The sequence below is a fragment of the Pseudomonas sp. KD5 genome (genome assembly GCF_012932895.1).
Classification (GTDB): Bacteria; Pseudomonadota; Gammaproteobacteria; order Pseudomonadales; family Pseudomonadaceae; genus Aquipseudomonas.
On sequence record NZ_JDWJ01000011.1, the window covers coordinates 111415 to 135295 of the forward strand.

General features: G+C 59.6%; 27 protein-coding genes. 5 read left to right on the top strand and 22 right to left on the bottom strand.

Translation table 11 applies throughout. The features are described from left to right. Positions 1-40: 40 nt before the first annotated feature. Both AF70_RS23215 and AF70_RS23220 read right to left on the bottom strand, forming a co-directional pair. The gene (locus AF70_RS23215; protein ID WP_032831039.1) at positions 41-856 is read right to left on the bottom strand and encodes an alpha/beta hydrolase; all 816 of its coding nucleotides are present in this window, start codon (positions 854-856) and stop codon (positions 41-43) included. Between the two features lie 60 nt (positions 857-916). Next, on the bottom strand, positions 917-3490 hold the full coding sequence (locus AF70_RS23220; RefSeq protein ID WP_028940006.1) for an autotransporter outer membrane beta-barrel domain-containing protein: 2574 nt from the start codon (positions 3488-3490) through the stop codon (positions 917-919). 217 nt (positions 3491-3707) lie between these two features. Here AF70_RS23220 and AF70_RS23225 point away from each other — a divergent pair, with 217 nt between their 5' ends. Next, a complete protein-coding gene (locus AF70_RS23225) occupies positions 3708-4532 on the top strand; it encodes an ion transporter (RefSeq protein WP_019579600.1) in 825 nt (274 codons plus the stop codon). A 106-nt stretch (positions 4533-4638) separates the two neighbouring features. Next, positions 4639-5637: a sulfate ABC transporter substrate-binding protein gene (locus AF70_RS23230; RefSeq protein WP_019579599.1), complete on the top strand. Its 999-nt coding sequence runs from the start codon at positions 4639-4641 to the stop codon at positions 5635-5637. 57 nt (positions 5638-5694) lie between these two features. Here the strand turns inward: AF70_RS23230 and AF70_RS23235 are convergent, their stop codons facing one another. Then, a complete protein-coding gene (locus AF70_RS23235; RefSeq protein WP_019579598.1) occupies positions 5695-6327 on the bottom strand; it encodes a hypothetical protein in 633 nt (210 codons plus the stop codon). Between the two features lie 235 nt (positions 6328-6562). Here AF70_RS23235 and AF70_RS23240 point away from each other — a divergent pair, with 235 nt between their 5' ends. Then, positions 6563-7768 carry an MFS transporter gene (locus tag AF70_RS23240; protein ID WP_028940005.1) on the top strand — a complete coding sequence of 402 codons (1206 nt, stop codon included), beginning with the start codon at positions 6563-6565 and terminating at the stop codon, positions 7766-7768. Positions 7769-7828: 60 nt separating this feature from the next. Here the strand turns inward: AF70_RS23240 and AF70_RS23245 are convergent, their stop codons facing one another. The 12 genes from AF70_RS23245 to ccmA form a co-directional block, all read right to left on the bottom strand. Then, positions 7829-8233, bottom strand: a complete 405-nt coding sequence (locus AF70_RS23245; RefSeq protein WP_008014960.1) for a type II toxin-antitoxin system HicB family antitoxin — start codon at positions 8231-8233, stop codon at positions 7829-7831. Continuing rightward, positions 8233-8445: a type II toxin-antitoxin system HicA family toxin gene (locus AF70_RS23250; RefSeq protein ID WP_019579596.1), complete on the bottom strand. Its 213-nt coding sequence runs from the start codon at positions 8443-8445 to the stop codon at positions 8233-8235. Before AF70_RS23250 ends, AF70_RS23245 begins: the two co-directional genes overlap by 1 nt. Before the next feature lie 354 nt (positions 8446-8799). Further along, positions 8800-9198 (bottom strand): hypothetical protein, encoded by a 399-nt coding sequence (locus tag AF70_RS23255; protein WP_019579595.1) that lies wholly within the window; start codon positions 9196-9198, stop codon positions 8800-8802. A 14-nt stretch (positions 9199-9212) separates the two neighbouring features. Further along, positions 9213-10421 (bottom strand): c-type cytochrome biogenesis protein CcmI, encoded by a 1209-nt coding sequence (gene ccmI / locus AF70_RS23260; protein WP_028940004.1) that lies wholly within the window; start codon positions 10419-10421, stop codon positions 9213-9215. Next, the gene (locus AF70_RS23265; protein WP_018925074.1) at positions 10414-10887 is read right to left on the bottom strand and encodes a cytochrome c-type biogenesis protein; all 474 of its coding nucleotides are present in this window, start codon (positions 10885-10887) and stop codon (positions 10414-10416) included. Before AF70_RS23265 ends, ccmI begins: the two co-directional genes overlap by 8 nt. After that, positions 10884-11420, bottom strand: coding sequence for a DsbE family thiol:disulfide interchange protein (locus tag AF70_RS23270; protein ID WP_018925073.1), 537 nt, complete (start codon positions 11418-11420; stop codon positions 10884-10886). The genes AF70_RS23265 and AF70_RS23270 overlap by 4 nt, the downstream gene beginning before the upstream one ends. Then, complete coding sequence (locus tag AF70_RS23275; protein ID WP_019579592.1) at positions 11417-13420, bottom strand: heme lyase CcmF/NrfE family subunit; 2004 nt, start codon at positions 13418-13420, stop codon at positions 11417-11419. The genes AF70_RS23270 and AF70_RS23275 overlap by 4 nt, the downstream gene beginning before the upstream one ends. A 3-nt stretch (positions 13421-13423) precedes the next feature. Beyond that, positions 13424-13879 (bottom strand): cytochrome c maturation protein CcmE, encoded by a 456-nt coding sequence (gene ccmE, locus AF70_RS23280; RefSeq protein ID WP_008026817.1) that lies wholly within the window; start codon positions 13877-13879, stop codon positions 13424-13426. Beyond that, positions 13876-14052, bottom strand: coding sequence for a heme exporter protein CcmD (gene ccmD, locus AF70_RS23285; protein WP_007939192.1), 177 nt, complete (start codon positions 14050-14052; stop codon positions 13876-13878). The genes ccmE and ccmD overlap by 4 nt, the downstream gene beginning before the upstream one ends. Then, entirely contained in the window at positions 14049-14804 is a 756-nt protein-coding gene (locus AF70_RS23290; RefSeq protein ID WP_028940003.1) for a heme ABC transporter permease, read from the bottom strand. Before AF70_RS23290 ends, ccmD begins: the two co-directional genes overlap by 4 nt. 80 nt (positions 14805-14884) lie before the next feature. Beyond that, positions 14885-15553, bottom strand: coding sequence for a heme exporter protein CcmB (ccmB, locus tag AF70_RS23295; RefSeq protein ID WP_007939195.1), 669 nt, complete (start codon positions 15551-15553; stop codon positions 14885-14887). Further along, positions 15550-16185: a cytochrome c biogenesis heme-transporting ATPase CcmA gene (gene ccmA / locus AF70_RS23300; RefSeq protein WP_028940002.1), complete on the bottom strand. Its 636-nt coding sequence runs from the start codon at positions 16183-16185 to the stop codon at positions 15550-15552. Before ccmA ends, ccmB begins: the two co-directional genes overlap by 4 nt. A gap of 197 nt (positions 16186-16382) precedes the next feature. Between ccmA and AF70_RS23305 the strand changes: the two genes are divergently transcribed. After that, positions 16383-17957, top strand: coding sequence for a flagellar hook-length control protein FliK (locus tag AF70_RS23305; protein ID WP_028940001.1), 1575 nt, complete (start codon positions 16383-16385; stop codon positions 17955-17957). Further along, positions 17954-18283 (top strand): EscU/YscU/HrcU family type III secretion system export apparatus switch protein, encoded by a 330-nt coding sequence (locus AF70_RS23310; protein ID WP_018925069.1) that lies wholly within the window; start codon positions 17954-17956, stop codon positions 18281-18283. Before AF70_RS23305 ends, AF70_RS23310 begins: the two co-directional genes overlap by 4 nt. A 117-nt stretch (positions 18284-18400) precedes the next feature. Here the strand turns inward: AF70_RS23310 and AF70_RS23315 are convergent, their stop codons facing one another. The 7 genes from AF70_RS23315 to AF70_RS23345 form a co-directional block, all read right to left on the bottom strand. After that, a complete protein-coding gene (locus tag AF70_RS23315) occupies positions 18401-18793 on the bottom strand; it encodes a DUF2802 domain-containing protein (RefSeq protein WP_019579590.1) in 393 nt (130 codons plus the stop codon). Further along, positions 18794-19279, bottom strand: coding sequence for a chemotaxis protein CheW (locus AF70_RS23320; RefSeq protein ID WP_007938663.1), 486 nt, complete (start codon positions 19277-19279; stop codon positions 18794-18796). 74 nt (positions 19280-19353) lie between these two features. Continuing rightward, positions 19354-20220 carry a CheW domain-containing protein gene (locus AF70_RS23325; RefSeq protein ID WP_028940000.1) on the bottom strand — a complete coding sequence of 289 codons (867 nt, stop codon included), beginning with the start codon at positions 20218-20220 and terminating at the stop codon, positions 19354-19356. A 30-nt stretch (positions 20221-20250) separates the two neighbouring features. Further along, positions 20251-21039, bottom strand: a complete 789-nt coding sequence (locus AF70_RS23330; RefSeq protein WP_028939999.1) for a ParA family protein — start codon at positions 21037-21039, stop codon at positions 20251-20253. Positions 21040-21082: 43 nt separating this feature from the next. Further along, complete coding sequence (gene motD / locus AF70_RS23335; protein ID WP_007938660.1) at positions 21083-21976, bottom strand: flagellar motor protein MotD; 894 nt, start codon at positions 21974-21976, stop codon at positions 21083-21085. A 15-nt stretch (positions 21977-21991) separates the two neighbouring features. Next, on the bottom strand, positions 21992-22732 hold the full coding sequence (locus AF70_RS23340) for a flagellar motor protein (RefSeq protein ID WP_007938659.1): 741 nt from the start codon (positions 22730-22732) through the stop codon (positions 21992-21994). Then, on the bottom strand, positions 22732-23868 hold the full coding sequence (locus AF70_RS23345; protein WP_028939998.1) for a chemotaxis response regulator protein-glutamate methylesterase: 1137 nt from the start codon (positions 23866-23868) through the stop codon (positions 22732-22734). The genes AF70_RS23340 and AF70_RS23345 overlap by 1 nt, the downstream gene beginning before the upstream one ends. Between the last annotated feature and the right edge of the window lie 13 nt (positions 23869-23881).

Below are 23881 nucleotides of genomic sequence, written 5' to 3' on the forward strand. Positions count from 1 at the left end.
GCTGAATCAATGGGGGCGCCTGAAAGGGCTGAAATTACATTCAGCGCAATGGGTCAGTCTCACAAGCCAATGGCCGATCCGACCGCGAGCCCCAACTTTCATCGTATCCCTGATCGTGGGTAGCGAGGGTTTCGACGACTTCCAGGCATTTGCCCTGAAGCTTCGTGGTGTAGACCTGGAGCATTTGAGGTGGCACGACCTTGTCATTCAAACCAACGAAATGACGTTGCGGGAGCGCACGCAACTTGTCGCGAAACTGCAGAGGTGTCACCGGCTTCGAGAATGGCGCGAGCTGCATCAGCTCTGCCCACTTTACCGGGTCGAGATTCCCGGCAATTGTTTGCACTTGAGTGACGTCGTTACGAGTCCCCGCAAGGACCAAGGCAATCGCGGCGCCGCCCGAATATCCGACCAGTTCGAACTGCTCCACTGCAAAGCGGCTTTTCAGAACATCGAGTGCCGCATTCATCGTGGTTATGACGGATGAACTGAAACGACCGGAAGTCCATAAATCAGTGTTGCAACCCGGTGATGTCACGAACTGACAAGGGCGCGCCAGATAGGCGCTGGGCCCCCGATCTCCAACGGCCAATCTCGCCATCAAGGACACGCGAGGGGTCGGGTCGATACTCGGTTGAGACCGTGTCGCCCATGCCCGACCATCGCCCTCAATGTAAACACGCAGATGCTTGTAGCCCCCTGGTGCCGGCAGTAAAGCCATGAGTGTGTAAGGTGCACTATCGAGCGTGCCAGGAGTAAGCGAAGAGCCTTGGCTTACCGCCTGCAAGTCGACTTTACCCGCGCACCCGCCGAGCCCGAGGACCGCGAAGCCGATGGCGGCCAGAACTTTAAACATGGATTGAACCTGTTGATCAGACGCAACGATCCGCCAGGCGAACCGTTGCGATCCAGTCGATCAAAAAGCGTAGCGCGCTTCAACGGTAAAGGTATCGGCGTTAAAACCGGTCTTCGCTTGATAGCTATAGTTGGTCCCCAGGGTTAGAGCATCAACTTGATACTTCACCCCTATGCGCCCTTCATAACTATCACGCACCGGACTGGCTCCCGCGACAATGAAAGGCGAGCCACCCAAGGTGAAACTGGTGGTCTGATTGATCTGGTCACCGATGAAGTCATGGTAAGCCATCACGCTCGCTTCAGGTGTAAGGGTGCCATTGAGCAATGGCACGTCAGCGGCCATTCGCAACCCGGCGCCCAACTCGCCAATTTCGAAGCGCTGGGCATTGGAGTGCAAGGCGGCCGATGAGCCATGCTCATTGAAGCTGTCCAGCTGAATATTGGTGTAACGTGCGGCGACACGCGGTTCGACAATCAGTTGGTCGGTGAGTTTGAAGGTATAACCGCTCAAGGCACTCAGTGCCCATGCGTCACTGTTGTAGCTGGCTTTGGCCGCGCTGTCGGCAATGTAACGTTTGCTGTCGTTGTCATTGCGCCCATAACTGAGGCTGCCATCGACAAACCAGTTGCGCAGATCCCAGCTACCGTACAGCGTCAATGCCTGGCCCTGTACATCGGTTTTATTACCAGTATCGGAGGTGACGTTGGTGTTCAGATACGAATAGGCCAGACCCACGGTGGAGTTGGCATTCAGCTTGCCATCCGCCCCGACAGCAATACCGCTGCTGTTGGCCGAATAACCGGCGACTGCATCACGGCTGTCCTGATCCTGATTGCTGCTCAATCCCTGAACCCACACGCCGGTATCTGCCAGTGAATCCCCTGATGAGAGCCCCGAGCGCAGACCGGACACGCGGTTGCTGATCGCTCCATTCATCATCGCCTGACCCGATACTGCCGCATTGACCGCGCCGCCGCTGACTTCCGGCGCCAGTTGCTCACCGAGCTTCGCCAGCGCCTCTTGGGAAGAGGCGTTGGCAAAGGCTTTGAAGACCGCATCATTACTGTTCAATTGTCCCAGCGGGCCATTCTTGAAGCGATTGAGGATCTGGCGAGTGCTGCGGGAGGTGCCAATGTTCCCCTGCTCTTCATCCACCTGACTGTCACTTTTCAGTGTGACCAGCGCGTTAACGGTCTGGGCATCGGTTGTATAGCTGGCGACATTCAACAACGAGGACGAACTGGTAACGCTCAACCCGTTATTCTGCAGGCTGCTCGCCTTGACCAGCGTGTATTGAGTACCGGCAGCGGTCGGCGTGAAATCACCTGGTTTGGCATTCAACGTCACTTTGGAGGACTGGGCGAAGGTAGCCTTGCCGTCCACCGTCAAATAAGGCGTACCGGGCGTGACGCGATCCGAAAGCAACATATCGATACCACTGTTGGCTCCGACGTTCAGGTCACCGGTAATCACGACCCCCTGATTTTGCAAATTCAGAGAGCCTGACGTCACAGAAACCGTACTGCCAATTTTACTACCGGTGTAATTGGCTTGACCTGCAACATTCACCCCATTGAGATTGAGCAGATCGCCCTTGATCGCACCGCCGGTCCAGTTCAGTTGCGCCAACCCTGCGCCATCGATGGCCGCCGCATGATTGCTGCGAATTTCGCCACCTTGCTGGTTGATCTCAAACGCTGATACCTGGTCCGCATCGACCCGGATCGCAACACCGTCCGCAGTGATATTGCCGGAGTTGATAATGCCCCGAGCGCCAGACACAGCATTCTGCGTGAAAGTGGCACCGCCGAGCTTGATGCCAACGGCGTCTTCACCCGATGCCTCAATAGTCCCGGTGTTGAGCAAATAATCGACTGAACCATCCAAAAACCCGATAGCCTCGGCGTTCTTGCCGACGCTCATGATCGAGCCGCTGTTCTCGATCCTCAACGCGCTGGTTTGGGTCTCGACATGAAAAGCGGAGGCGTTCTGACCCGTGGCACGAATCGTTCCTGAGTTGAGAAGCTTGCCGGCGATGCTCACGGGTTGCCCGGAATGGGAATCCAGAATCAGCCCCACGGCATAGTTGCCCTGCACGTCGACAACACCGCTGTTGATCAGATCGCCGCCAATAGTGGTCCCGTGCAGGTAGATACCCTCAGGCTCGCCATAGATATTGGCTCCCGATGACTGGGTTATGGAGACAGTCCCGGCGTTGATGACATTGCCGGTGATAGTGGTATTAGCGATCTCGATTCCCTCAGCGCTATTCACGTTGGAAAGAGAAAGCTTGCCGGCATTGATGAAGTCACCCTGAATGTTGCTGCCGCTGGTGTTGAGGAAACTGACATCCAGTCCGATCCCGGTCACCGTCGCGCCTTGAGCGTCGAAAGTGAAGTCGCCCCGGTTAATGAGTGAGCCCGCGACAGTGTTCTGGAAGAACGTGACACCTTTGTTGTCCGTATTGCTCTGGCGGGTCCGTTGCCCGGTGAGAGTCAGCGTTTCATTAAGGGTTTGCCCCGTCCAGTCCTTGAAACCCTGGCTCAGATCGTACTCGCTGGCAAACGCCTGAACGGTCGAAGCGCTGACAACCATTGCCAACACGCTTTTCTTGAAATATTTGCTATCCATATCGCTTCCGTGAGGTTCTGAGACCAATCGCCTGAATCCGGGCCGCACATCAAGACAAAGGTTCTTGTTCTGTGGGAAGTCGATATATCGACGAGATAGTCAATTTCTTAAGCCATGAACGAGCAAAACCGGCTGAACATGGCGTACCCAGCGTCCAGCTTGCGCAATCCTCGCCAATCACCCAGGCTTCTCTCATTTTCGGCTTGGGCACGACCTTATGGAAAACAACAACGACTGGCGCCATCGCCTCTACGTCATGATTTTCCAGAGCGACACAGTGGCCGGACGGCGCTTCGACAGCACGCTGTTGCTGATCATCCTCGCCAGCCTGGTGATCGTGGTTCTGGACAGTATCGACAGCGTTCACCAGAACTACGCCGACGTGCTGGCGTACATCGAGTGGGGCTTCACCGTCATTTTCATCATCGAATACGGCCTGCGCCTGTATTGCTCACCCAAGCCGCTGCGCTACGCGTTCAGCTTCTATGGGTTGGTGGATTTGCTGGCGATCGTGCCGGGTATTCTCGCGCTGTATTACAGCGATGCGCAGTACCTGCTGATCATCCGGATCATACGAATGCTGCGGATTTTCCGCGTGCTCAAGCTCAGCCCGTATCTGAAACAAGCCAACTATTTGATGTCGGCGTTGCGCGGCAGCAAGCAGAAGATCGTGGTGTTTCTGCTCAGCGTCAGCACACTGGTGACGGTATTCGGCACCTTGATGTACGTGATCGAAGGCCCGGAGCACGGCTTCACCAGCATTCCCAAAGGGATCTATTGGGCTATCGTGACGCTGACCACCGTGGGTTTTGGCGACATCGTGCCCAAGACGCCGCTGGGCCAGGTGATTTCATCCCTGGTTATGATCACCGGTTATTCGATCATCGCCGTGCCGACGGGGATCTTCACCGCGGAACTGGCCAACGCCATGCGTGGTGAACAACTGCAACACGATTGCCCGATCTGCAAGAAAAACAGCCACGAGCACAGCGCGGCGTTCTGCTCTCGTTGTGGCAATGCGTTGTTCAAGAAAATGGAATAAGCAAAGTGTTTTTTAATCTTTAAGCGACTATGCGAGTCCGGCTATAGTCGCTGGCAAATTGCCAATAATCTCCATCGAACACGTTTGATAAAATAAGGAATGCGCAGTGAAAAAACTCTTTGGCGCCTCACTTCTGGCCGCTGGCCTGGCCTTGAGCAGCATGGCTCAGGCCGCACCGACCCTGCTTAACGTTTCCTACGACGTGATGCGAGATTTCTACAAGGACTACAACGCTGCCTTCCAGAAACACTGGCAAGCCGAGCACAACGAAAACATCACGCTGCAGATGTCCTTCGGCGGCTCCAGCAAACAGGCGCGCTCGGTGATCGATGGCCTGCCGGCTGACGTCATCACCATGAACATGGCCACCGACATCAACGCCCTGGCGGACAACGGCAAACTGGTCCCGGACAACTGGGTCACGCGCCTGCCGAACAACAGCGCGCCATTCACCTCGGCCACCGTGTTCATCGTGCGCAAAGGCAACCCGAAAGCCCTGAAAGACTGGCCGGATCTGCTCAAGGACGGTGTGCAGGTAATCGTCCCCAACCCGAAAACCTCGGGCAACGGCCGCTACACCTACCTCTCGGCCTGGGGCTATGTGCTGAAAAACGGCGGTGACGAAAACAAGGCAAAAGCCTTCGTCGGCAAACTGTTCAAACAAGCGCCGGTGCTGGATACCGGTGGCCGCGCCGCCACGACTACTTTCATGACCAACCAGATCGGCGACGTGCTGGTGACCTTCGAAAACGAAGCGGAAATGATTGCTCGCGAGTTTGGTCGTGATCAGTTCGAAGTGATTTACCCAAGTGTTTCCGCCGAAGCCGAGCCGCCGGTGTCGGTGGTCGACAAAACCGTCGACAAGAAAGGCACTCGCGCGGTTGCCGAGGAGTATCTGAAATACCTGTGGTCGCCGGAAGGTCAGGAAATTGCGGCTGCCAACTACCTGCGTCCGCGTGACCCGGCGGTGTTGGCGAAATACACCGATCGCTTCCCGAAAGTGGATTTCCTGTCGGTGGAGAAGACCTTTGGTGACTGGCGCACCGTGCAGAAGACTCACTTCAATGATGGTGGGGTTTTCGACCAGATTTACAACGGTCAGTAATCACTGAGTTCAATGAAAGAGGCGACCTGTGAAGGTCGCCTTTTTTGTGGGATACCGTTACATCGGCGGTGTCACACCGTCCTTGCCGGCCGAAATGGATTGAGCGGTCAGTGTCCCGTCGGCACTCTGGGTCACAAACGTCACGATCTTCACGCCCACCTTCAGCAAGCGGCGATCCCCCGGCACCAGATTGACGATTGGCACATCCTCCGGCACCAGAATCGTCTGTTGGCCGCCCTTGTAATTGACTGTCAAAACCCGGCCGTTGCTGACCACCAGATCGCCTACGCTGCCATTGGTCATGCTGCTGCCCTTGACCAGATCAAAAGGCCGATGACCGTCGCCGCTGCCGGCCAGTTCCGGCGGGAAGACGTGGACTTCCAGCGCCTTGAGCGTGCCATCCTCCTGCGGCACGGCAGCCGAGCCGATGTAGCTGCCGGGCTTGATGTCTTCGATATTGGCCAGGGTGACGGCGCGGATTTTGGTGTCCTTGGTCAGGTTGATCAGCACGTTTTCGCCGCTGTTGGCATGGACCTTCATGACGTCGGCGCTGATGCCGGTGATCTCGCCGCGCACGCCAATGCGCATTCCCGGCGGCACATCGGCAGCCTGAGCGAAACCTGCCGTGAACAAGCTGATCAAGGTAACAACGCAAGCGCCGCGAATCAGGTGACGGAACATCGCATTCATATCGAAGTACCTTCCGGTTTATGGAGCGCAGGAGAACATAAGCACGCTATCGAAGAGGATGTAAGTGAATGTATCATCGGATCCCACTATTCGGATGCATGGTTCATCGGCAGACAGCGCATACCGGCGTCACTCATTCCGCAAAGGAATGATTACTATCAATCCAAACCCTCTTCCGCCGCTCTAGCCAGCCGATTAGCCTCCGCGCATTCTTTCTTGTTCAGCGAGCCACGTTATGAATCCAGCGACTCAGGCGCCCCACGGTGCCGCGACAATGACCCGGGGCATGGTGCTGCTTTTCGCCTTCTGCTGCGGCGCGATCGTTGCCAACATCTACTACGCCCAGCCGATCATCGGCCTGATCGCGCCGGACATCGGCCTGACCGACACCATGGCCAGCCTGATCGTTTCGCTGACGCAGATTGGTTACGCGCTGGGTCTGTTCTTCCTGGTACCGCTGGGTGATCTGCTGGAGAACCGTCGCTTGATGATCATCACCACCGTGGTGGCGATTGCCAGTTTGCTGGGCGCGGCGTTCACCGATCAACCGAACGTTTTCCTGTTGATTTCGTTGCTGGTGGGTTTCAGCTCGGTGTCGGTACAGATCCTGATTCCGCTGGCCGCCCACCTGACGCCGGAAGCGTCGCGCGGCCGCGTGGTTGGCGGGATCATGGGCGGTCTGCTGTTGGGGATTCTGCTGGCCCGGCCAGTGTCCAGCGTAGTGGCCGACCACTTCGGATGGCGTGCGATGTTCGTCATCGCTGCGGTGTTGATGGCAGCGATCAGCATCGTCCTGGCCCTGACGGTGCCCAAGCGTCAGCCTGATCACAGTGCCTCTTATGGCCAGTTACTGGGCTCGCTCTGGACGCTGCTGCGCCAGCAACCGGTGTTGCGTCAACGGGCCTTTTACCAAGCCTGCATGTTCGCCACGTTCAGCCTGTTCTGGACTGCCGTGCCGCTGGAACTGACGCGCAATCATGGCTTGTCGCAAACCCAGATCGCGATCTTCGCCCTGGTCGGAGCCATCGGCGCGATTGCCGCGCCCATCGCCGGTCGACTGGCCGATGCCGGCCACACCCGCCTCGCCTCGCTGCTGGCGATGCTGTTCGCCAGCCTGAGCTTCCTGCCGGCCTTCATCCATCCGGCCTACAGCGTCATCGGCCTGGCCGTGACCGGCGTAGTGCTGGATTTCTGTGTGCAGATGAACATGGTCCTCGGCCAGCGCGCGGTCTACACCCTCGACGCCAAGAGCCGCGGCCGTCTGAATGCGCTGTACATGACCAGCATCTTCATCGGCGGCGCGTTCGGCTCATCGGTGGCCAGTGCGGTATACGAACACGGTGGCTGGTTGTGGATCGTGATTGTCGGCAGCGTGTTTCCGTTGCTGGCGTTGTTGCGTTTTTTGAGCGCTTCAGAGAAGCCGGCACTGGTAGCGGCTTAAAAACCTAAAAGCTTCGCGGGCGATCCGACTTGCCCGCGAAGGTGATGTAACTGCCCCCCCTCAATGCCGAACCAGCTTCTCCATCGCCGCATCCGCAAGAAAGGAGGAGCGACTTTTGACGTTGTGCTCTCGCACATAACGATCAATGCGCTGAATCACGTAGCCAGGCAGCGTTACGTTGACCTTCTCGGTCTTGCCCAGATACGGCGAGATGTCCAGCTCCAGCATCCCCCAACCCATGTCGGCAAATTCCGGATTCTCGCGATGCGCGGCCGCAGAGGTCGGCATCGGAATTGACTCCCCGTCCGCCATGATCTCCTGCAGCATGATGTGGGCAATCTCGACTGCCGCGTTGTAAGCATCTTCAAACGTATCCCCGGCCGTTACGGCACCAGGAATATCGGGGATCTGAATACCGATGGCGGTGTTCTCGTCGCCCCACTCGATACAGATTGGGTATTGCATTATGGATCTCCTGCCAAACTGGCTCCCGGGCAATAAAGCCCGGCTCGCCTCCTGATGCTTTTGACCGTCCCGATCGGTAAATCCTTCTTCGGATGAGGGACGGGTATCGTGTAAGGGTTGTAACGGTGAGTGAAGATGTGATGACTGCCGGTGACCCGGTCCAGTGTCCAGCCCGCCTCCATCAGTTCCTTGATCAATAACCTGCTCTGCACCACCAGCCTCCTTGCGCCGGCCCAACAAAAATAACCCTAGGGTTATTTTTACTCAAGCACAAAAATCCGAATCACGACGCTCGGTTGTTTTACAGGGTGTTGATTTGATCGGGTTGTACCCCCACTCCCTTGAGAGATTTTCTGATGTGGCTCGCTCTCAGAACACTTTCAAGTTCCTGGCACTGCAGTTGAATCGCTCAACCAGAATCAAAAGATCGCAGGCTTCGCCAGCTCCTACATTAACCGCGTACACGCGCGATCATCGTCGTACGCGATTCTGTAGGAGCTGGCGAAGCCTGCGATCTTTTCAAATGCCAAAAAGCAAAACGGCGATCCTCAGATCGCCGTTTCCATTCACTGCCCGAATTGTCTGCCCAGCCCACCCGGTACACCGTGGATATCCGTCTCTTCCCACGGCCCGTTAGGGCTGATCGAGCGGCTCCAGCCGTTGTCCCAGCGGTAGTAGGTGCGCTGGCGGTAGAAGGTGTTGGTCTGGTTGTCGAGGACGTAAACGCCGAGTTTCGCATCCCAATGGCTATTACCCCCCGGTGGCGGGGCGAAGCTGGCGGAGGTGCGTTGCACCGGCTTCGATGGTTTGCTCGGCGTGACCGGTTTGCTCGGCGTGGTCGGTTTGGTGCTCGGCTGCGAGGGCGGGATTGGCGGCAGCCGTTCGGGTTCGTACTCCTGGACCGCACACGCGCTTAGCCCCAAAACCATCATGCTGAGGAGAGTGATACGAGCGAAGGCGGTCATGGCGGCGTTTCCTGTTATTTATCCGGGCTGTCGATGGTCAGTTTTTGTGGCGCGGTGGTGCTGGTGGCCAAAGGTTGGCTACGACCGATCCATTCGCCGGCAGTCGGTTGGCCGGCGCGGGAGATGCGCGCAACCAGTTGGACTTCGGGGAAGTTCGACAGTTTCAACTGGGGCATCATTGCATCGGCATCGCCCAGCTCGACGGTCGCTGGCAGATCGGCAACGGTAAGACGCTTGGCCGCCAATGGTGCGGGCGGGCCTGCGGTGGCGCGGGCGAAGATGAACACGCTGTCGCCGGGCTGGACCTTGGCTTTCAATTCCGGTGCAAGATCGACATGCACCTTGAGCAGTGCTGCAACCTTCACTGCCGGAGCCTGAACCTGAGCCACCTTGCCACCGCTGGCTTCAAGCTTCTCGGCGGCCTTGGCGATGCCGCCTTGCAGCGCGACACGGGACTGGTCATCCGGCGGCAGTTGCACCAACAGGCGATTCCAGTAGTCGATGGCTTCCTGGTAACGCTCGCCTTCGAAGGCCGCGATGCCCAGCAGACCGAGGCTGGTGACCTCCTTCGGATCGGCTTTCAGTGCTTCGTCAGTCAGGGCCTGGACCTTGTCCGACCACTTCTTGCCATCGGCGAAGTATTGGGCCTGAGCCCACTGCCCGAGCAGTTCCGGCTGGCGACCGGCCAGGTTCACGGTGCGTTCGAAGATCTTCGCCGCATCGCCAGGGCGGTCCTGAGCCATGTAAGTGCGGCCGAGGAAGTACAGGCCTTCGGCCGAATCCGGTTGGGCCGCAACCGCACGCTCCAGGCGACGGGTCATGTCTTCCATCGACTGCGGCGCCTGGGCGAACTCGCGGGTCAGCTCGACTTTGTCGCTGGCACCGAAATGCAGGTACAGCCCAAGGCCCAGCACGGGCACCAGAATTGCCGCCAGCAATGGCAATGGCTTGCCCAGGCGCGACACTCGCGGTGCCTCGACGCCTTCAGTGTCGGCAAGCAGTTCACGGGCGGCTTCGGCGCGGCCGGCATTCATTTGTTCGGCGTTGAGTACGCCTTCTTCTTGCTGAGTCTGCAACTCAGCCACGCGCTCCTGATACAGCGCGACGTTAAGCGCCGTACGATCCTCTTCAAGCTGGGCGCGACGACCGCGCAGAACGGGGATCAGCAAAAAACTCAGGGCTACCAGAAGCAGCAGGCCTGCAGCGAGCCAGAAATCAATCATGCTTGGTTTTATCCAACAGGTGGTCGAGGCGCTCGCGCTCATCAAAAGAAAGCGTGTCCGGGCTGTCAGCGCGTTGCACGCGACGACGGCGGACGATCACGGCGATGATCACAAAACCGCCCAGCAGCAGGCCAGCCGGGCCGAACCAGAGCAATGCGGTCTTGGCATTCAGAGCAGGTTTATAGCGGACGAAATCACCGTAGCGGTCGACCATGAAGTCGATGATCTGCTGATTGTCCTTGCCCTCGCCGAGCATGCGGAAAATCTCTTTACGCAGGTCGGCGGCGATCGGTGCGTTGGAATCGGCAATGTCCTGATTCTGGCACTTGGGGCAACGCAGCTCTTTGGTCAGCTCGCGAAAACGCTCGCGATCGCCCTCTTTGGCGAACTCATAGGTATCGATGGCGGCGTGGGCCACGCCAGCCATGCTCAACCCCAGAACGGCGGCGGCAATCCAGCGCTTCATGGCTTGGCCTCGTCGACCAGCGCCTGATACTTGGCCGCCAGTTTTTCGCGCCAGACCTGCTCGTCGATCACCCCGACGAACTTGTCGCGGATGATGCCCTTGGCGTCGATGAAGAAGGTTTCCGGCGCGCCATACACGCCGAGGTTCAGGCCCAGGGTGCCTTCATCGTCACGGACGTCCAGTTGATACGGGTTGTGGAACTCGGCCAGCCACTTCAAGGCGTCTGCATTGGTGTCCTTGTAGTTGATGCCGTAGATCACCACGCCCTTCTCGGCCAGTTTGTTCAACACCGGGTGCTCGACCCGGCAGGAAATGCACCAGGTGCCCCAGACGTTGACCAGCGCCGGTTTACCCAGAATGTCCGCTTTGGTCAGGGTTTTGTCGCCCTGCACCGAGAGCAGGGAAAACTCCGGGAACGGCTTGCCGATCATCGCCGAGGGCAACTCGGCCGGGTTCAGGTACAGCCCCCGATACAGAAAAACAGCAACCACCAGAAAAATCGCCAGCGGCAACAGCATCAACCAACGTCTCATGCGGTGGCTCCCGTCATGCCGAGCGCTTCACGCACGCGGCTTTTTACCTTGACTCGATAACGGCGATCCAGCGCCGCCAACAACCCACCCAAACCGGTGAGAAGCCCACCGAACCAGATCCAGCGCACGAACGGTTTGACGTGCACGCGAACCGCCCAGGCGCCCTCGCCCAACGGCTCGCCCAGTGCGACGTACAGGTCACGGGTGAAACCGGCGTCGATCCCGGCCTCGGTCATCATCGAGTTCTGCACCGTGTACAGGCGTTTTTCCGGGTGCAGCACGCTGACTTCCTTACCGTCGCGGATCACCCGTACGGTGCCCTTGTCGGAGGTGAAATTCGGGCCTTCGAAGTGCTTGGCGCCTTCGAACACAAACTGGTAACCGGCCAGGCTCATGGACTCACCCGGTGCCAGGCGCAGATCACGCTCGGCGCTGTTCTGGCTCGACAACACGACACCCAGCGCGCACACGGCAATGCCCAAATGCGCGAGTTGCATGCCCCAATAACTGCGGGTCAGGGTCGGCAGTCCTTTGATCAGGCCTTTGTGGCGAGTCTTGTCGAAAATGTCCCGCACCCCGGCCAGCAACACCCAGGCAGCCAACATGAAAGTTGCCAGCACCGCCCAGTTGAAATCGCCGTAAGCAACGCCCGCCACGACGGCCAGCGCGGTGCTGCCGAGTAATACCGGGGTCAGCATGCTCACCAGCCATTTGACCGGGGTGTCTTTCCAGCGCACCACCACGCCGACCGCCATCACTATCATCAGGATCGCCATCAACGGAATGAACAGCGCGTTGAAGTACGGCGGGCCGACCGACAGCTTGGCACCGGTCATCGCGTCAAGGATCAGCGGATACAGGGTGCCCAGCAGAATCATCGAAGCAGCCACCACCAGCACCAGGTTGTTGCCCAGCAGCAGGGTTTCCCGGGACCAGAGGTTGAAGCCGACATGGCTCTTGACCACCGGCGCGCGCAGGGCGAACAGCGTCAACGAACCGCCGACCACAAACAGCAGGAAGACCAGAATGAACACACCACGCTCAGGGTCGGAGGCAAAGGCGTGAACCGAGGTCAGCACGCCGGAACGCACCAGGAAGGTCCCGAGCAGGCTCAACGAGAATGCGGCGATGGCCAACAGCACGGTCCAGCTCTTGAACACGCCACGTTTTTCCGTGACCGCCAACGAGTGAATCAGCGCCGTGCCCACCAGCCAAGGCATGAAGGACGCGTTTTCCACCGGGTCCCAGAACCACCAGCCGCCCCAGCCGAGTTCGTAGTAGGCCCACCAGGAACCCAACGTGATACCGATGCCAAGGAAGGCCCAGGCGACGATGGTCCACGGACGGGACCAGCGCGCCCACGCCGCATCGAGACGACCGCCCAACAGCGCGGCGATGGCGAAGGCGAAGGCCACGGAGAAACCGACATACCCCATGTACAGCATCGGCGGATGAACAATCAGGCCGATGTCTTGCAGCAGAGGATTAAGATCGCGCCCGTCCGCCGGCATCTGCGGCAAGATCCGGGCGAAAGGGTTAGACGTCAGGATCAGGAACAGCAGGAAACCCGTGCTGATCATGCCCATCACCGCCAGCACCCGGGCCAGCATCACTTGCGGCAACTGTCGGGAGAACACCGACACCGCGAAGGTCCAGCCGCCGAGAATCAACGCCCACAGCAGCAACGAACCTTCGTGAGCGCCCCACACGGCGCTGAACTTGTAGTACCACGGCAGCGCGCTGTTGGAGTTGCTGGCCACGTAGGCGACGGAGAAGTCGTCCGCCATGAACGCATAGGTCAGGCAACCGAAGGCGAACAGCAAAAACGCGAACTGCCCCCACGCGGCCGGCTGGGCCAGGCTCATCCACAAACGGTCGCCGCGCCAGGCACCGAGCAACGGCACCACGGCCTGCACCAACGCAAAACACAACGCCAGGATCATGGCCAGATGGCCGAGTTCGGGGATGAATAGCCCCGAGCTGTAAAGTGCGGAAGTCATCCGTTAGCCCTCCTTGGCTGGCGTAGGTGCCGATTGACCACTGTCTTTCAACGCCTTGGTCACTTCCGGCGGCATGTACTTCTCGTCGTGCTTGGCCAGCACTTCGTCGGCCACCACCACGCCATCAGCGTTGAGCTTGCCGAGGGCAACGATGCCCTGCCCTTCGCGGAACAGGTCCGGGAGGATGCCGCGATAGCTGATGGTCACGGATTTGTTGAAGTCGGTGACGATGAATTTCACGTCCAGGGAATCGCCGGAACGTTGCAGCGAGCCTTTTTCGACCATTCCGCCCGCACGGATGCGCGTGTCTTGCGGCGCTTCGCCATTGGCGATCTGGGTCGGGGTGTAAAACAGATTGATGTTCTGCTGCAGGGCGCTCAGGGCCAGGCCGACGGCAGCGCCGACACCGACCAGGATCGCGAGAATGATGATAAGACGCTTTTTACGCAGCGGATTCACTGGCCGTTCTCCCGGCGCAAACGACGCGCCTCTTGTTGCAGATACCGCTTGCGGGCCAGGATCGGCGCCGCCACGTTGAGGGCCAGCACCGCCAGGCAAATGCCATAGGCTGACCAGACATACAAGCCGTGATGGCCCATGGCGAGAAAGTCGCCGAATGAAGCGAAACTCATCGAGCGGCCTCCAGACTGTTCTGCACTTCGGATTTCACCCAGCTCGCCCGGGCTTCGCGCTTGAGCACTTCAAGGCGCATGCGCAGCAACAGCACCGCGCCGAAGAAACAGTAGAAACCCAACACCGTCAGCAGCAGTGGCAGCCACATCTCGGCGGGCATCGCCGGTTTTTCGGTGAGGGTGAACGTCGCGCCCTGGTGCAGGGTGTTCCACCACTCCACCGAGTATTTGATGATCGGGATGTTGATCACACCGACAATCGCCAGCACCGCGCAGGCCTTGGCCGCGCTGTCACGATTGCTGATGGCGTTGCCCAGCGCAATAAGACCGAAGTACAGAAACAGCAGAATCAACATGGACGTAAGTCGCGCATCCCAGACCCACCACGAACCCCAGGTCGGTTTGCCCCAGATCGCCCCGGTGACCAGCGCTACGGCGGTCATCCAGGCACCGATCGGGGCCGCGCATTGCAGGGCGACATCGGCCAGTTTCATTTTCCACACCAGCCCGACAACGCCGCACACAGCCAGCATCACGTAGATCGACTGCGCCAGCATGGCGGCGGGAACATGGATATAGATAATTCGAAAGCTATTGCCTTGCTGGTAGTCCGGTGGCGCGAAGGCCAGGCCCCAGACCACGCCGACGCTAATCAGCAGCAACGCCGCGACGCTCAGCCAGGGCAGCATTTTGCCGCTGATGCCGTAAAACCATTTGGGCGAGCCGAGCTTATGAAACCAGGTCCAGTTCATTGCTGTTTCCATCACGGTTGCTGTTCGTTATCACGAAACAGCCAAAGGGTCTTTACTGGTTAAATTTTAACCAGACCTCATTATTCGCCGACACTGATCTTCAGGCCAGCAGCTATTGCAAAAGGTGCCAGGGTTATCGCCAGGGCGGTCAGGCTACCAAGCCACAAGAGATAACCGGTCGCCGGCATGCCCTGCAATGCCGCCTGCAAGGCGCCACTGCCGAGAATCAACACCGGGATATACAGCGGCAGAATCAGCAGCGCCAGCAACAGGCCACCACGCTTCAATCCTACCGTCAGCGCCGCGCCCACCGCACCGAGCAGGCTCAACACCGGTGTACCGAGCAATAAAGAAAGCAGCAACACCGGCAGACAAGCGGCAGGCAAACCGAGCATCAGCGCCAGCAATGGCGCGAGCAAAACCAGTGCCAGGCCGGAAAAGGCCCAGTGTGCCAGCACCTTGGCCAGCACCAGAAGAGGCAGGGGGTGCGACGAAAGGACCCACTGTTCAAGGGATCCGTCTTCGAAATCACTGCGGAAGAGCCCGTCCAGCGAGAGTAAAACCGATAAAAGCGCCGCCACCCAGACCAGTCCCGGAGACAAGGTTTGCAACAATTGAGTCTCGGGGCCGACCGCCAGCGGGAACAAGGAGACGACGATGGCGAAAAATACCAACGGGTTCGCCAATTCGGCAGGACGGCGGAACAGCAAACGGGCCTCACGGGCGACCAACAGGCCGAAAACACTCATACGGCCCAATTCCCCAAATCAATATCGCGATAACCGGCCGGCATCCGGCTCAGCGTGTGGTGAGTGGTCAGCACCACCATGCCGCCGCGCTCGCAGTGCGCGGCCAGGTGTTCTTCAAGTTGCGCCACGCCTTGTTTATCGAGCGCGGTGAACGGCTCGTCGAGGATCCACAGCGGCGGGCTGTCCAGGTACAACCGCGCCAACGCCACACGACGTTGCTGGCCGGCAGACAGGGTGTGACAGGGAACATCCTCGAAACCGCGCAGCCCCACCGCCGCCAGCGCTTGCCAGATCGCCTCATGGGAGGCCGGTTGATGCAAGGCGCAGAGCCAGCTGAGGTTTTCCTCGGGGGTCAGCAGGTCCTTGATGCCAGCGGCATGGCCGATCCACAGCAGGTTGCGCGCCAGTTCGCTGCGTTGTTCGCTCAGTGGCTGGCCGTTGAGCAACACTTGACCGGCGGTCGGGTGCATCAAGCCGCAAAGCAGACGTAACAGGCTGGTCTTGCCACTGCCGTTGGGGCCGCTGATCTGTAACATTTCGCCACTGGCCAGTCGCAATTCGAGATTTTCGAAAAGCAGCCGAAGGTCTCGCTCACAGGCAAGGGCTACGGTTTGCAGGACAGGACTGGTCAAGGGTTCACGGGCCTTATGCGGTTCAAGTCGGCTCTGGCGCGGCCGTTAAAGAGATGCAGCATAGATGCTATGACGGCTTGTTCTAGAGAGCTGCGTCAATCAATTGCAATGTTTTCGCCACTCAGCGAAAGACGGGCGGCATTATACATGGCGTTCCCTACTCTCAAGAGTGCAATTTCCTCAGGTTGTGTCCGCGTATGACAGGCGAAATGAACATCCTTCCGCTCCCGCCAACCACCCCGGCGACTTCGCGTCCATTGGTGATCAGCGGCGAGCTGCTCAAGCTGCTGACGCCGATGGAGGGCCTGATCACGGCCGGTCAGACCGCCAAGGCTGAAGTGCTGTCGCTCAAGCAGGCGGATCAGACCTTTCAACTGTTGCTCAAGGTCACCCTCGACAGCGGCCGCCAGACCACGGTCCAGGCCACCAGCACTCAGCCGTTGCCCCAAGGCACCAGCCTGTCGATCACCCAGCCGTCGGCGGGCAATCTGGCGGTCACGGTGCAACAGGCCATCGCCTCCAGTGTCGCCACCCTCACCCGTATCGACACCGCGCAACTGCCGGTCGGCACCCTGCTGCAAGGTAAAGTATTGACCTCTCAGGTGATGCCGCAGGTGCCGGGCCAGCCGACGGTGTTTCGCTCGATGGTGAGCCTGCTCAACACCGCGCTGAGCGGCAGCACGCTGAGCATCGACAGCCCGACACCGCTGCGCATCGGCACCTTGCTGAGTGCCTTGGTGCAGGACACCCAGACACTCAAATTCGTGCCGCTGAGCAGCCGTCAGGAACAGTTGGCGGTGACGCAACAATTGGTCAGCCAGCAAAGTCGCCAGGGTTCTCTGGATGGCTTGATCAAGGTCCTGCAAAACCTGCCGCCGTCGGATCAAACCTCCAGCGACCTGCGCGCTGCCGTGGACAAATTGCTCGCCGGCCTGCCGGACGTCCAACAATTGAGTACGCCCAAAGGCCTGGCCCAGGCGCTGGCCAACAGTGGCCTGTTCCTCGAAGCCAAATTGCTGACCGGACAAAACCCGACGCTGGTGCCAGACATGAAAGGCGACCTGTTCAAGCTGATCGCCCAACTGACGCCGGGCCTGCCGGCCAACACCAATCTCAACGCAATCATCGCCGCCAACACCCTGGCCCAGGCCATGCCGAGTTTCGTGCGCAATGCCCTGGGCATGCTCGGGCAAGTCAGTGCCAAACCGTCGCCGACCAGCTTCCCACTGCCCGAGCGCCTGCTGCAAAGCGCGGAAGGCGAAGATGATCTCGAGCACCTGCTGCGCCTGGCGGCTGCGGCGGTTTCACGTTTACAAAGTCATCAGCTGTCGAGCCTTGAGCAGACTGGCGTCACCAGTGACGGGCGGTTGATGAGCACCTGGCAACTGGAAATCCCCATGCGCAATCTGCAGGACATCGTGCCGTTGCAGGTCAAATTCCAGCGCGAAGAAGCCCCCGAAAAAGAACAACCGCGCGAACGTCGCGACGAACGCGAACCAAAACAACAATTGTGGCGAGTCGATCTGGCGTTCGACATGGAGCCGTTAGGGCCGTTGCAGATTCAGGCCCAACTGATCAAAGGCAGCCTCTCCAGTCAGCTGTGGGCCGAACGGCCTTACACCGCGAGCCTGATCGAAAGCAATCTGGCCGCGCTGCGCGAACGCTTGCTGGCGTCAGGCCTGAACGTCGGCGATCTGGATTGCCACCTCGGCACACCGCCACAAGGCCCTCAAACCCGTCTCGAACAACGCTGGGTCGACGAAACCGCATGAACGAATCCACCGCACCGCGCCAGGCCATCGCCCTCAAGTACGACGGCAGCCACGCCCCTACCCTTACGGCCAAAGGTGACGAAGAACTGGCTGAAGAAATTCTGCGGATTGCCCGTGACTACGAAGTGCCGATTTACGAGAACGCCGAGTTGGTAAAACTGCTGGCGCGGATGGAATTGGGCGAGAGTATTCCCGAGGAGTTGTACCGCACGATTGCCGAGATCATTGCGTTTGCCTGGAATCTGAAAGGCAAGTTTCCGGCGGGGCATGATCCGCATGCGGTGACGGTGGAGAAGGATGTCACCGAGCGCGGGGATGATTATTGAATCTTTGTTGAATGTAAGAAGATCGCAGCCTCGTTTCACTCGACAGCTCCTACAGGGCGTACACCATCCCAATGTAGGAGCTGTCGAGTGAAACGAGGCTGCGATCTTTTGCCCTTTTCAGTTTCTGTGCAACTTGCTCATCAACTCCGCCTCAGCCTGGGTCAACCCGCAAGACTGAGTCAGCTCATCGACGCTGGCCCCCATCCCCACCAGACGCGCGGCCTGGGCGAATGAAAGGCTCGATGGATCACGCTGCTCCAACTGCGCCAGTTTGTCCGGCAACGGTCCGACCACCGCGCGCAGTTCGTGCAGGTCTTCACCCATGCGCACGTTGCCGCTTTGGTAGTCTTCGACGCGTTTGGCCAGATCCTTGATGCGCTGATCGCGCAGCGCATCGCCCTGGGCCTGTTGTGCGGCGATCTGCCTTTGAGCGCGGATGTACGCCAGAAACATCGCCAGCGTGCCTGCCCACAAAAGGAACAGGACAATCACAGCCACCTCAAGAATCAATCAGATACTCTCCAGTTCCGACCATTCTTCTTCGCTCATCATCTTGTCCAGCTCGACCAGGATCAGCAGTTCATTGTTCTTGTTGCACACGCCTTGAATGAACTTGGCGGACTCCTCGTTACCGACGTTCGGTGCGGTCTCGATTTCCGACTGACGCAGATAAACCACTTCAGCCACGCTATCGACCATGATCCCGACCACTTGCTTGTCGGCTTCGATGATGACGATGCGGGTGTTGTCGCTGACGTCGACCGTACCCAGGCCGAAACGCTGGCGGGTGTCGATCACGGTGACCACGTTGCCGCGCAGGTTGATGATACCCAGCACGTAGCTCGGGGCACCCGGTACCGGAGCGATTTCGGTGTAGCGCAGGACTTCCTGAACGCGCATCACGTTGATGCCGTAGGTTTCATTGTCCAGCTTGAAGGTGACCCATTGCAGGATCGGATCTTCGGAACCTTTTGCCGCCGTCGCCTTGTCATTCATACCCTGACCCCTCGAAAAACCGCCCTAGCGGTGTGTATTCAGTGCACCGGCACTTGAATGCCGATGCGTGTTTTTTATGTCGGTTTGTGGTTCGGCTTACTGCCGCCCATGTGCTTCGCCCCGCCGCTGGCGATCAATTCGGCCAGTGCGGCGACATCGAGCAAGGCGCACATGTGTTCAATCACCGTGCCGGCGAGCCATGGCCGCTGCCCCCGGTGACTTCTCCATTTGATTTCATTCGGGTCCAGGCGCAACGAGCGGCTGACCTGATGCACCGCCAGCCCCCACTCATAGCCCTGGACCGAAATAACGTATTGCAGGCCCTGGCGGAAATCATCGCGGTAGCGGTCCGGCATGACCCAGCGTGCGGTATCCAGCACTTTCAGGTTGCCGGCCTGGCTTGGCAGGATCCCGAGGAACCATTCCGGCTGACCGAACAACGGCGTCAGCTCGTGGCCGGCCAGGGAATAAATCGAGCCCAGGCACACCAGCGGCACCGCCAGGGTCAACCCGGCGACATCGAACAACAGGCATTCGAACGGCTCGGCCGCCCAGGCCGGACGATCGTCGTTTTCCACCGGAGGCGGCGTGTTGCTCGGCGGCAGATGAACTTCCACCACCGGCGGCACCAACGCTTGCAGTAGCGGTGCAATGGTCGAGACAGGTGCCAGAATCGGTGCCGGTGCGTCGATCACAGCTACCGGCGTTTTCACCACTGGCGCGACGACAGGAGCTGCGGCCACTGCGGGTGCCTGCGCATCCCGGGCCTGTTCTTCGAGCACCGCCGCCTGGAACTCGTCCAGGGCAGCTTCAGCCTCGACAACCTCGGGCAGCACCTCGACTTCTGGCAGCAACTCTTCGGTCGCGTCCTGCAGCAAGCCATCCAGATAAGACTGAAGGGCCAATTGCGGGCGCGAGGTGATCTTCACCGGCCGGGTCATGCGAATACCATCGTAGGAATCAGGCTCATCTCAAGCCACCTGCGGAACAAGTTGCTGGGCGAGCAGATGCTTGAGCAGTGCGCGGTAGGCGAGAACGCCGCGACTCTTGCCATCGAATTGCGAAGGCGTCAGCCCTGCCCGGCTCGCGTCACGCAAGCGGGTGTCGATCGGGATGTAGCCTTGCCAGATTTCTTCCGGGTACTTGTCGCGCAACACGCGCAGAGTGCCAAGCGAAGCCTGGGTACGGCGGTCGAACAGGGTCGGCACGATGTTGAACGGCAACGCCAGTTTGCGCGAGCGGTTGATCATCGCCAGCGTGTTGACCATGCGTTCCAGGCCTTTGACCGCCAAGTGCTCGGTCTGCACCGGAATCACCAACTGCTGGCTGGCCGCCAAGGCATTGACCATCAGCACGCCGAGCAACGGCGGGCTGTCGATCACGGCGTAATCGAAGTCTTGCCACAACTGCGCCAGACTCTTGGCGATCACCAGGCCCAAACCGCTCTGGCCCGGCGACTGGCGCTCAAGGGTGGCCAGCGCGGTGCTCGACGGCAACAGGGAAATGCGGTCGTCACTGGTGGGCATCAACAGCTGACCGGGCAAGCCTTGCGGCACGTTGCCCTTGTGCAGAAACAGGTCGTAGCTGCTGTGCTCCAGGCTGTCGGGGTCGTAACCGAAGTAGCTGGTCATGGAGCCGTGGGGGTCGAGATCGACCACAACCACGCGCTTGCCCGCCTCCGCCAGTAAACCGGCTAAAGCAATGGAGGAAGTGGTTTTACCGACACCACCCTTTTGATTGGCAACTGCCCAGACTCTCATTCGGATTGTTCCTCCCGGTCGAAAAGGCCAACCGAGAAATAGCTCAACGTATTAATGCGGGTGACGGAGAATTGACGGCACTCTCGCGTCCCGGCGACTTGACCGGGGTCGGTGCAGTTTGTGTGCCAGCCCGCTTCAATGCGGCATCCGGTTGTGCATGAGCCGTTCCGGTACCGGTGAGGCTACGGCGTACATCAAGATTGCGTGACACCACCAGCACCACCCGACGGTTGCGCGCGCGGCCTTCAGCGGTGGCGTTGTTGGCCACTGGCTGGAATTCGCCATAACCCACCGACGCCAGACGACCAGGGTTCACGCCCTGCATCGCCAGCATCCGCACGATGCTCGCCGAACGGGCCGAGGACAGTTCCCAGTTGGTCGGGTATTGCGCGGTGCGGATCGGCTGATCGTCGGTGAAGCCTTCGACGTGGATCGGGTTGTCAAACGGCCGGAGGATCGCGGCGACCTTGTCGATAATGTTGAACGCAATGTCGCTGGGCATGGCGTCGCCGCTGCCGAACAACAGGCTGGAGTTGAGTTCGATCTCAACCCACAACTCGTTGCCGCGTACGGTCATCTGGTTGGAACTGATCAAGTCACCGAACGCCGCGCTGATGTCATCGGCGATGCTTTTGAGTGGATCGTTGGCGGCCTGGGCGATGCCGGCGTCGATCTGCTCGCTGTCCTTGACCAATGGCTTGGCCGGGGTCACGGTCTTCGGTCGCTCTTCGCCGATGGGAATCGGCTTGAGGGCACGGTCAGAGTCGGTAAACACCCCGATCAACGCCTCGGAAATGATCTTGTACTTGCCTTCGTTGATCGACGAGATCGAGTACATCACCACGAAAAACGCGAACAGCAAGGTGATGAAGTCGGCGTAGGAAACGAGCCAGCGTTCGTGATTGACGTGTTCTTCAGGTTGCCGACGACGTGCCATGGTCCATGTCTCCCATCAATCCATGAAGCCCTGAAGCTTCAACTCAATAGAGCGAGGGTTTTCACCTTCGGCGATCGACAGGATCCCTTCCAGCAACATTTCGCGATAACGCGACTGCCGCAACGCGATGGACTTGAGCTTGGCGGCAATCGGCAGCAGCACCAGGTTGGCACTGGCCACGCCGTAGATGGTGGCGACGAAGGCGACGGCGATGCCGCTACCCAGTTGCGATGGATCGGCCAGGTTGCCCATGACGTGGATCAGACCCATCACCGCACCGATGATACCGATGGTCGGCGCGTAGCCGCCCATGCTTTCAAAGACTTTGGCGGCTTCGATGTCGCGGCTTTCCTGGGTGTAGAAATCCACTTCCAGAATGCTGCGAATCGCTTCCGGCTCGGCACCATCAACCAGCAGTTGCAGGCCTTTGCGCGAGTAGCTGTCGGGTTCAGCGTCGGCTACCCCTTCCAGCCCGAGCAAACCTTCCTTGCGAGCGGTCAGGCTCCAGTTCACCACGCGATCAATGCCGCCGGCCAGGTCCACGCGAGGGGGAAACAGAATCCAGGCAAGAATCTGCATGGCACGCTTGAAGGCACTCATCGGCGATTGCAGCAGCGCGGCACCGATGGTGCCACCGAGGACGATCAACGCTGCCGGGCCGTTGGCCAGCGCGCCAAGGTGACCGCCTTCAAGGTAGTTGCCGCCGATGATGGCGACGAACGCCATGATGATCCCGATAAGGCTGAGCACATCCATCAGATGCAAGCCTCAACCAGGTGCCGACCGATGTCGTCGAGGCTGTACACCGCATCCGCGAGTTCGGCTTTGACGATGGCCATCGGCATGCCGTAGATCACACAACTGGCTTCATCCTGGGCCCAGATCGCACTGCCGCCCAGCTTGAGCAGACGCGCGCCTTCGCGACCGTCGGCGCCCATGCCGGTCAGTACCACCGCCAGAACTTTGTCGCCGTAGGACTTGGCCGCGGAACCGAAGGTAATGTCCACGCACGGCTTGTAGTTCAGGCGTTCGTCGCCCGGCAGGATTTTCACCGCGCCACGGCCGTCGATCATCATCTGCTTGCCACCCGGTGCGAGCAGCGCCAGGCCCGGACGCAGGATGTCGCCATCCTCGGCTTCCTTGACACTGATGCGGCACAGCTTGTCCAGGCGCTCGGCGAAGGCCTTGGTGAAGGCGGCCGGCATGTGCTGGATCAACACGATGGGTGCCGGGAAGTTGGCCGGCAACTGTGTCAGAACCCGTTGCAGCGCAACCGGGCCGCCGGTGGAGGTACCGATGGCGACCAATTTGTAGGCTTTGCGTTTCGGCGCAGGCGATGACGGAGTCGCTGCATGGGGGCGCGCCGCAATCGGTGCCGGTGCCGGACGCGCAGGCGCGCTGCTGCCGTAGCTGCCGACGCTCGAAGGCGCAGGAGCAGGCGTCGGGGCCGGCGCGGCGACCGGCGCCGGCGGAGTGTAGGCACTGACACGACGGTTACTGCGCGAGATGCTGAGAATCTTCTCGCACAGCAGTTGCTTGACCTTCTCCGGGTTGCGGGAGATGTCTTCGAAATTCTTCGGCAGGAAGTCCACTGCGCCGGCATCCAGCGCATCGAGGGTGACCCGGGCGCCTTCGTGGGTCAGCGAGGAGAACATCAACACCGGGGTCGGGCAGCGCTGCATGATGTGCCGCACCGCCGTGATGCCATCCATCATCGGCATCTCGTAGTCCATGGTGATCACGTCTGGCTTGAGGGCCAGGGCCTGATCGATCGCCTCTTTTCCGTTGGTCGCCGTACCGACGACCTGGATGTTTGAATCCGCTGCAAGAATTTCCGAGACGCGGCGGCGGAAAAACCCCGAATCGTCCACCACCAGGACTTTGACTGCCATAAACACTCCGTTA

Coding starts and splice junctions, on each gene's coding strand:
- AF70_RS23310 (WP_018925069.1), top strand. CDS start 17,954: ATGAACGAATCCACCGCACCGCGCCAGGCCATCGCCCTCAAGTACGAC.
- ccmB (WP_007939195.1), bottom strand. CDS start 15,553: ATGAGTGTTTTCGGCCTGTTGGTCGCCCGTGAGGCCCGTTTGCTGTTC.
- AF70_RS23215 (WP_032831039.1), bottom strand. CDS start 856: ATGTTTAAAGTTCTGGCCGCCATCGGCTTCGCGGTCCTCGGGCTCGGC.
- motD (WP_007938660.1), bottom strand. CDS start 21,976: ATGGCACGTCGTCGGCAACCTGAAGAACACGTCAATCACGAACGCTGG.
- AF70_RS23225 (WP_019579600.1), top strand. CDS start 3,708: ATGGAAAACAACAACGACTGGCGCCATCGCCTCTACGTCATGATTTTC.
- AF70_RS23235 (WP_019579598.1), bottom strand. CDS start 6,327: ATGAATGCGATGTTCCGTCACCTGATTCGCGGCGCTTGCGTTGTTACC.
- AF70_RS23320 (WP_007938663.1), bottom strand. CDS start 19,279: ATGAATGACAAGGCGACGGCGGCAAAAGGTTCCGAAGATCCGATCCTG.
- AF70_RS23345 (WP_028939998.1), bottom strand. CDS start 23,868: ATGGCAGTCAAAGTCCTGGTGGTGGACGATTCGGGGTTTTTCCGCCGC.
- AF70_RS23330 (WP_028939999.1), bottom strand. CDS start 21,039: ATGAGAGTCTGGGCAGTTGCCAATCAAAAGGGTGGTGTCGGTAAAACC.
- ccmI (WP_028940004.1), bottom strand. CDS start 10,421: ATGATTGATTTCTGGCTCGCTGCAGGCCTGCTGCTTCTGGTAGCCCTG.
- AF70_RS23270 (WP_018925073.1), bottom strand. CDS start 11,420: ATGAGACGTTGGTTGATGCTGTTGCCGCTGGCGATTTTTCTGGTGGTT.
- AF70_RS23265 (WP_018925074.1), bottom strand. CDS start 10,887: ATGAAGCGCTGGATTGCCGCCGCCGTTCTGGGGTTGAGCATGGCTGGC.
- AF70_RS23275 (WP_019579592.1), bottom strand. CDS start 13,420: ATGACTTCCGCACTTTACAGCTCGGGGCTATTCATCCCCGAACTCGGC.
- AF70_RS23305 (WP_028940001.1), top strand. CDS start 16,383: ATGACAGGCGAAATGAACATCCTTCCGCTCCCGCCAACCACCCCGGCG.
- AF70_RS23340 (WP_007938659.1), bottom strand. CDS start 22,732: ATGGATGTGCTCAGCCTTATCGGGATCATCATGGCGTTCGTCGCCATC.
- AF70_RS23325 (WP_028940000.1), bottom strand. CDS start 20,220: ATGACCCGGCCGGTGAAGATCACCTCGCGCCCGCAATTGGCCCTTCAG.
- AF70_RS23220 (WP_028940006.1), bottom strand. CDS start 3,490: ATGGATAGCAAATATTTCAAGAAAAGCGTGTTGGCAATGGTTGTCAGC.
- AF70_RS23240 (WP_028940005.1), top strand. CDS start 6,563: ATGAATCCAGCGACTCAGGCGCCCCACGGTGCCGCGACAATGACCCGG.
- AF70_RS23255 (WP_019579595.1), bottom strand. CDS start 9,198: ATGACCGCCTTCGCTCGTATCACTCTCCTCAGCATGATGGTTTTGGGG.
- AF70_RS23245 (WP_008014960.1), bottom strand. CDS start 8,233: ATGCAATACCCAATCTGTATCGAGTGGGGCGACGAGAACACCGCCATC.
- ccmD (WP_007939192.1), bottom strand. CDS start 14,052: ATGAGTTTCGCTTCATTCGGCGACTTTCTCGCCATGGGCCATCACGGC.
- AF70_RS23290 (WP_028940003.1), bottom strand. CDS start 14,804: ATGAACTGGACCTGGTTTCATAAGCTCGGCTCGCCCAAATGGTTTTAC.